6 protein-coding genes are annotated in these 6,701 nt (G+C 65.4%); 3 read left to right on the top strand and 3 right to left on the bottom strand.

Annotated elements, in window-relative coordinates; genetic code table 11:
* A partial coding sequence (locus JNL31_RS15830; RefSeq protein ID WP_294975262.1) for a F0F1 ATP synthase subunit delta occupies window positions 1-543 on the bottom strand: 543 nt, incomplete at its 3' end.
* Window positions 544-996: 453 nt separating this feature from the next.
* On the opposite strand from JNL31_RS15830, the gene JNL31_RS15825 reads away from it, so the two are divergent.
* Window positions 997-1,497 (top strand): L,D-transpeptidase, encoded by a 501-nt coding sequence (locus JNL31_RS15825; protein ID WP_294975269.1) that lies wholly within the window; start codon window positions 997-999, stop codon window positions 1,495-1,497.
* Between the two features lie 51 nt (window positions 1,498-1,548).
* Here JNL31_RS15825 and JNL31_RS15820 read toward each other — a convergent pair whose 3' ends face one another.
* Entirely contained in the window at window positions 1,549-2,304 is a 756-nt protein-coding gene (locus JNL31_RS15820) for a methyltransferase domain-containing protein (protein WP_294975259.1), read from the bottom strand.
* A gap of 61 nt (window positions 2,305-2,365) precedes the next feature.
* Here JNL31_RS15820 and gloB point away from each other — a divergent pair, with 61 nt between their 5' ends.
* Window positions 2,366-3,133 (top strand): hydroxyacylglutathione hydrolase, encoded by a 768-nt coding sequence (gene gloB, locus JNL31_RS15815; protein ID WP_294975256.1) that lies wholly within the window; start codon window positions 2,366-2,368, stop codon window positions 3,131-3,133.
* A 159-nt stretch (window positions 3,134-3,292) separates the two neighbouring features.
* On the top strand, window positions 3,293-5,611 hold the full coding sequence (clpA, locus tag JNL31_RS15810; RefSeq protein ID WP_294975253.1) for an ATP-dependent Clp protease ATP-binding subunit ClpA: 2,319 nt from the start codon (window positions 3,293-3,295) through the stop codon (window positions 5,609-5,611).
* Window positions 5,612-5,783: 172 nt separating this feature from the next.
* Here the strand turns inward: clpA and JNL31_RS15805 are convergent, their stop codons facing one another.
* The gene (locus tag JNL31_RS15805) at window positions 5,784-6,701 is read right to left on the bottom strand and encodes a manganese-dependent inorganic pyrophosphatase (protein WP_294975251.1); all 918 of its coding nucleotides are present in this window, start codon (window positions 6,699-6,701) and stop codon (window positions 5,784-5,786) included.

Raw genomic sequence — 6,701 nt, 5'->3', positions numbered from 1 at the left:
TGCATTTTGCAGGGCCGCGAGCTTTGCCTTGACCGACGTGTCGATCATGGTCGAGCCCAGCTTGACGACAAGACCGCCGATGAGGGATTCATCGACGGTCGTTTTCAGTTTCACGGTCTTGCCGACGCTGGCTTTCAGCGTCTCGGCGAGTTTCTTCGATTGTGCAGCGGTCAGCGCACGGGCGGCAGTGACTTCGGCGGTGACTTCACCCTTTTCCTCGGCGATCAGGTCGGCCAGTTGTGCGGCGAACTGCGGCAGCACGAACAGGCGGCGCTTGTCGGCCATCAGCGCCAGCGTGTTGGCGGTCAGCGCATTCAGGCCCAGCTTGGCGCCGATGGCGGCGATGACCCTGCCCTGCTCCTCGCGGCTGATCACCGGCGAGGCGATGACGTCGCGCAGGTCGGCACTGGCGTCCAGGGTTTCGGTCAGGGCGGTGGCGTCGGCCTCCAGGGCTTTCAGCGCGCCGCCTTCCTTGGCCAGATCGAACAAGGCCGATGCGTAGCGCGCGGCGATGCCCAGAGAGATCGAAGCTGGTTCTGACACGTCAACCCTTCCGCTGTCTTATGCCCCGGGCTCATCCGAACCGGGCGTCCCTTTGGCGCACACCTCGAAAACCGTCTGGGCGGCACCATCCGTCGCGGGGTCCTTAGCAGAGGCTTTCCCACCCCGCAACCGGGTTGAACACGGTTTCTTGAGCCCGCGGAGGGCCAGATTGCCGCTGGTGGCGCAAACCTCGCCTCTGGGCCGCCCTGCCGCCCATGCCAGCACGTTTTCCGGGCCGATCCCGCCCTGCGGGCGCGCCGTTCCCCACCTTGCGACGGGTGACGCGGATCACGGATTCGCCCGGTCACGTCCGGTCACATGGGCGTCAAGGTGGGGTCCGCCCCGGTTGACCCCGGCGCGCCCGGCCGAAAGGGTGCCCGCCGACAAGAAAAGCGAAAGGCAGGCAGCATGACATTTTCCCGACGCGGGCTTCTGGGCGCAGGCTTTGGCGCGATGGTTATTGGCACGGCAACACAGGCCGACACGCCTGCGGTGCGCAACAACATCTCCAGCTTCCGGGCGCAGGACTGGCGCGACCATTTCGACACACTCGGCCACGCCACCATCGTCGCCGACACCACATCGCGCGCCCTGCATTTCTGGAGCGCGGATGGCGCAGACTACCGCATCTTCCCAACCTCGGTCCCGATTTCGGACGAACTGACCAAGCGCGGCTACACCTCCATCGTGCGCAAGAAGGTCGGCCCCAGCTGGACGCCCACCCCGTCGCAGATGGAGCGCTACCCCGACTGGAAGCCGGTTCCCCCGGGGCCGGAGAACCCGCTCGGCACCCACGCCATGTATCTCTCCTGGCCCGCCTACATCATCCACGGCACCCACGACACGCGGAAGATCGGGCGCCGGTCCTCCGACGGCTGCATCGGCCTTTTCAACGAAAACATCGCCGAGCTGTTCGACCTCTGCCCGGTCGGCACCCAGGTCCGCGTGATCTGAGGCGCGCCGATGGGTCCGCGCAGGTCGGGGCTCGCCCCGACTTGTCGCACCTCACCCCCGGTTCAACGCCGGTTCCGGCGAGCCCTGGCCCACCCCCTCCAGCACGCGCAAGGGCTTCTTCACCGCCGCCCGCAACCCGCCTTTTGTCGGCGCATATACCTGCTTCGACGCCTCGACCATCAGCACCCCGCCCGCAAGCCAGGGCATCTTCCGCCCGAACCCTTCCCAGAAATTCGCCGACCGCAGCCAGAACCGCGTCCCCGAGGGCGGGGCGAACAGGACCGAACAGCTCCGCTCGGGCGTGAAGCCGTGGAGCTTCAGCTGGGCCTCCAGCTGCGCCACCGAATAGGGTCGCCCGAAGCCGAAGGGCGTCACATCCCGACGCGACCAGAGCCCCGACCGGTTCGGCACGATGAACAGCGCCCGGCCCCCCGGCCCCAGCACCCGCGCCGATTCCTCCAGAACCGCCGTCGGGTTCTCCGAAGTCTCCAGCCCGTGCATCAGCACCAGCCGGTCCACGAAGCCGGTCGACAGGGGCCAGGCCGTGTCCTCGCACAGCACCGACACGTTCTCCATCCCCGCAGGCCAGGGCATCACCCCCTGCGGTCCCGGCATCAGCCCCACCACCCGCCGCGCCTCGGAGAGATAGGGCCGCAGCAGGGGCACCGCGAAGCCGAAGCCCGCCACCGTCTCCCCCACCTTCGGGGGCCACAGCCGCACCACCTGGTCCCGGATCGCCCGCTGCGCCACCCGGCCCAGCTGGGTGCGGTAGTAGAAATTCCGCAGGTCCAGCACATCGAGATGCATTGCGGTCCGCCAGCCTTGGGATCACTCTGGCGCCATCCTAGCTGCGGAGGCGGAAAACACCATGCCGCTTGAACTCGTCACCGTGCCCTGCCTGGCCGACAACTACGCCTACCTGATCCACGACCCGGAAACCGGACAGACAGCCGTGATCGATGTCCCCGAGGTCGGCCCGATCCTCGGCGCGCTGAACGCCCACCAGTGGCGTCTGACCGACATCCTGATCACCCACCACCACGACGACCACATCCAGGGCGTCGACACCCTGCGCGCCCAGACCGGGGCCATGGTCCTCGGCGCCGCCGCCGATGCCCACCGGCTGCCCCGCCTCGACCTTGCGCTGGACGAACACGCCTCCTTCTCCCTCGGGCGCGAAATGGCCCGCGTCATTGACGTCCCCGGCCATACCATCGGCCACATCGCCTTCCACTTCCCCGACAGCCATCTCTGCTTCACTGCCGACAGCCTGATGGCCGGGGGCTGCGGTCGCCTGTTCGAAGGCAGCGCCCGGATGATGCACGCCTCGCTGCAAAAACTCGCTGCCCTTCCCCCCGAAACCCTTATCTGTTCCGGTCACGAATACACCGCCACCAACCTGCGCTTCGCCCTGACCCTTGAACCGAACAATCCCGCGCTTATCTCTCGGATCGCCGATGTCGCCGAAAAGCGCGCCAAGGGCACCCCCACGGTTCCTGTCCCGCTGCAAATCGAGCTGGACACGAACCCCTACCTCCGGGCCCACCTGCCCGCCCTCAAGACAGCCGTCGGCCTGCCGGATGCCGATGATGTCACGGTATTCGCCGAAATTCGTGCCAGAAAAGACAAGTTCTAGGCCGACTGTATCACAAATGGCGTGAGTACCCGGGGGAAACCCCAAAATCTGGAAGATTGCGCTTGAAGTGCGGCGAGGAAAACCGAACTTTAAGCAGTATGAGGCCACGGTTGGATCGGGCCCTGGCGCCCCTCCGACCAGCAGGACAGGAGCACTGAAGTGCCATCGTTTTCGACCACGCTTGAACAGGCAATCCACAGCGCGCTGGCGCTTGCAAACTCCCGCCGCCATGAACTGGCGACGCTGGAACATCTTCTCCTGGCCCTGATCGACGAACCCGATGCGGCCCGCGTCATGAAGGCCTGCGCCGTCAACCTGGACGAGCTGCGCAAGACCCTGACCGATTTCATCGATGACGACCTGTCGACCCTCGTCACCGATGTCGAAGGGAGCGAGGCCGTGCCGACCGCCGCCTTCCAGCGCGTGATCCAGCGCGCGGCGATCCATGTGCAATCGTCGGGCCGCACCGAAGTCACCGGCGCCAACGTGCTGGTCGCGATCTTCGCCGAACGCGAATCGAACGCCGCCTACTTCCTGCAGGAACAGGACATGACCCGCTACGACGCGGTCAACTTCATCGCGCATGGCGTGGCGAAGGATCCGTCCTATGGCGAAGCGCGCCCCGTGCAGGGCGCCGAGGAACAGCATGAGACGCCCAAGGCCGAAGCAGGAGAGGCGAAGGAATCCGCCCTGTCGAAATACTGCGTCGACCTCAACGTCAAGGCGAAGAAGGGTGACGTCGACCCCTTGATCGGGCGCGAGGCCGAGGTTGAGCGGGCGATCCAGGTCCTGTGCCGCCGCCGCAAGAACAACCCGCTGCTGGTGGGCGACCCCGGCGTCGGCAAGACCGCCATCGCCGAAGGCCTGGCCCGCAAGATCGTCAACGGCGAGACGCCGGAGGTTCTGTCCAAGGCCACGATCTTCTCGCTCGACATGGGCGCGCTTCTGGCCGGCACCCGTTATCGCGGCGACTTCGAGGAACGGCTGAAAGCCGTGGTCAAGGAGCTTGAGGATCACCCCGACGCGATCCTCTTCATCGACGAGATCCATACCGTCATCGGCGCAGGTGCCACCTCCGGCGGCGCGATGGATGCCTCCAACCTCCTGAAACCCGCTTTGCAGGGCGGCAAGCTGCGCTGCATGGGCTCGACCACCTACAAGGAATTCCGCCAGCACTTCGAAAAGGACCGGGCGCTGAGCCGCCGGTTCCAGAAGATCGACGTGAACGAACCGTCCGTGCCTGATGCGATCAAGATCCTGATGGGCCTCAAGCCGCATTTCGAGGAACACCACGACCTGCGCTATACCAACGAGGCGATCAAGGCCGCGGTCGAACTGGCGGCACGCTACATCCATGACCGCAAGCTGCCGGACTCGGCCATCGACGTGATCGACGAAGCCGGGGCGGCGCAGCATCTGGTGACGGAATCGAAGCGCCGCAAGACGCTGGGCCTGAAGGAGATCGAGGCCGTGGTCGCCAAGATCGCCCGCATTCCCCCGAAGACCGTGTCGAAGGACGATGCCGAAACCCTGCGTGACCTTGAGAAAACCCTCAAGCGCGTGGTCTTCGGCCAGGACAAGGCGGTCACCGCCCTCTGCTCGGCGATCAAGCTGGCCCGTGCCGGCCTTCGCGAACCCGAAAAGCCCATCGGCAACTACCTGTTTGCCGGGCCAACGGGCGTTGGCAAGACCGAGGTGGCGAAGCAGCTGGCCTCGTCCCTGGGCGTGGAGCTGATCCGCTTCGACATGTCGGAATACATGGAGAAGCACGCGGTCTCCCGGCTGATCGGCGCGCCTCCGGGCTATGTCGGCTTCGACCAGGGCGGCATGCTGACCGACGCCATCGACCAGCATCCGCATTCGGTCCTTCTTCTGGACGAAATGGAAAAGGCCCACCCGGATGTCTACAACATCCTGTTGCAGGTGATGGACCACGGGAAACTCACCGACCACAACGGCCGGACGGTGGATTTCCGCAACGTGATCCTGATCATGACCTCGAACGCGGGGGCGCGCGAACAGTCGCAGTCGGCCATCGGCTTCGGCCGTGAGCGCCGCACGGGCGAGGATACCGCCGCCATCGAGCGGACCTTTACGCCCGAATTTCGCAACCGGCTGGACGCGGTGATCAACTTCGCCCCGCTGGGCAAGGAGATCATCATGCAGGTGGTCGAGAAGTTCGTCCTGCAGCTGGAAGCCCAGCTTCTGGACCGCAACGTCCATATCGAACTCAGCCCCGAAGCCGCCGCCTGGCTGGGCGACAAGGGCTATGACGACAAGATGGGCGCGCGTCCGCTGGCCCGGGTGATACAGGAATACATCAAGAAGCCCCTGGCCGAGGAGCTTCTGTTCGGCAAGCTGGTCAAGGGCGGCCTCGTGCGCGTGAAGGTGCAGGACGACGCCATCGTCCTTGACATCGAGGAACCGGCGAAACCCCGGCTGACCGGGCAGAAACCGCCACTTCTGACGGCCGAGTAACCCGGGCCGAGAACTCGAAACCCCCGCCCCATGAGGGCGGGGGTTTTTCTTTGCAGGTCAGCGCCGGGCGCGACGCCTGTCGTCCTTTCCCCGGTATCCTCCGCGTACAGCTTGGCTGTGCAACCGGCTCAGGTTACGATGGCTATTGGGGATGACCCCGCCCGGCCGATCGTCAGAGCTTGAGCGCCGGGATGATCTGCTTCTTGCGGCTCATGATGCCGGGAAGGACAACGGTGTCCCCCGTGACCTTTGCGCCGAAGGAGGCTTCCGCCAGCCGCTTCACCAGATCGTTCGGGACGAGGAGCGTCGCCTCTTCCCTGATGATGTCGACGACGAACAGCAGGACCTGATCGGCTCCGTCTTCCTTGGCCACGCCTTCCATTGCCCGCATCAGGCTGTCCTTGCGGTCCAGCACGACCTTGGGCGCGGTGGTTTCCAGAACCGAGACGCGCAGTTCCTTGCCGTCGACGTTGTATTCCTTCGAGTCCATCCGGAGCAGTTCGGCGTCGGAGAAGGCCGAGACGTCCGACTTGGCCTCGAACATCTGCGAGGCGAGGACGGGGATCTTCACGTCGAGGTCGGCGGCCAGCATTTCGGCGACATGGCGGTCATGGCCGGTGGTTGTGGGGCTGCGGAATTCGAGCGTGTCCGAGATGATGCAGGACAGCATCGCGCCCTTGATGCCGCGCGGGGCCTTCTTCAGCGTTTCGCCCATCAGGTCGTGCATGATCGTCGCGGTGCAGGCCAGCGGGCGGATGGTGATGTCGATGGGCGTCTTGGTCTTGATGCCGCCGACCAGCATGTGGTGGTCGATGATCGCCTGAAGCTTCGCCTCGTTGATCGAGGGCGGCAGTTCGGCCGGGTTGTTGGTATCGACGATCACGACCTTGTCGTCCGCGGTCACGTCCGAGATGATCGCAGGCTTGTCGAGGCCCCAGTGCTTCAGCACGAAGGCGGCTTCGGTGTTCGGTTCGCCCAGAAGGACGGGTTTCGCCGGGGTGCCGGTCTCGGTCAGGTACCAGGCCCAGATGATGGGCGAGCCGGTGGAATCGGTGTCGGGGGATTTGTGGCCGAAGACGAGGGTGGTCAT

The sequence above is a fragment of the Tabrizicola sp. genome (assembly GCF_016792905.1).
In the GTDB taxonomy this organism is placed as follows: domain Bacteria; phylum Pseudomonadota; class Alphaproteobacteria; order Rhodobacterales; family Rhodobacteraceae; genus Tabrizicola.
Note: the sequence above shows the minus strand (reverse complement) of the source record. Positions and strands in the feature narration are given on the sequence as shown.

What these genes read in the sequence shown, in the direction of transcription:
- JNL31_RS15825 (WP_294975269.1), top strand. Translation starts at nt 997, where the DNA reads ATGGTTATTGGCACGGCAACACAGGCCGACACGCCTGCGGTGCGCAAC.
- JNL31_RS15820 (WP_294975259.1), bottom strand. Translation starts at nt 2,304, where the DNA reads ATGCATCTCGATGTGCTGGACCTGCGGAATTTCTACTACCGCACCCAG.
- gloB (WP_294975256.1), top strand. Translation starts at nt 2,366, where the DNA reads ATGCCGCTTGAACTCGTCACCGTGCCCTGCCTGGCCGACAACTACGCC.
- JNL31_RS15805 (WP_294975251.1), bottom strand. Translation starts at nt 6,701, where the DNA reads ATGACCACCCTCGTCTTCGGCCACAAATCCCCCGACACCGATTCCACC.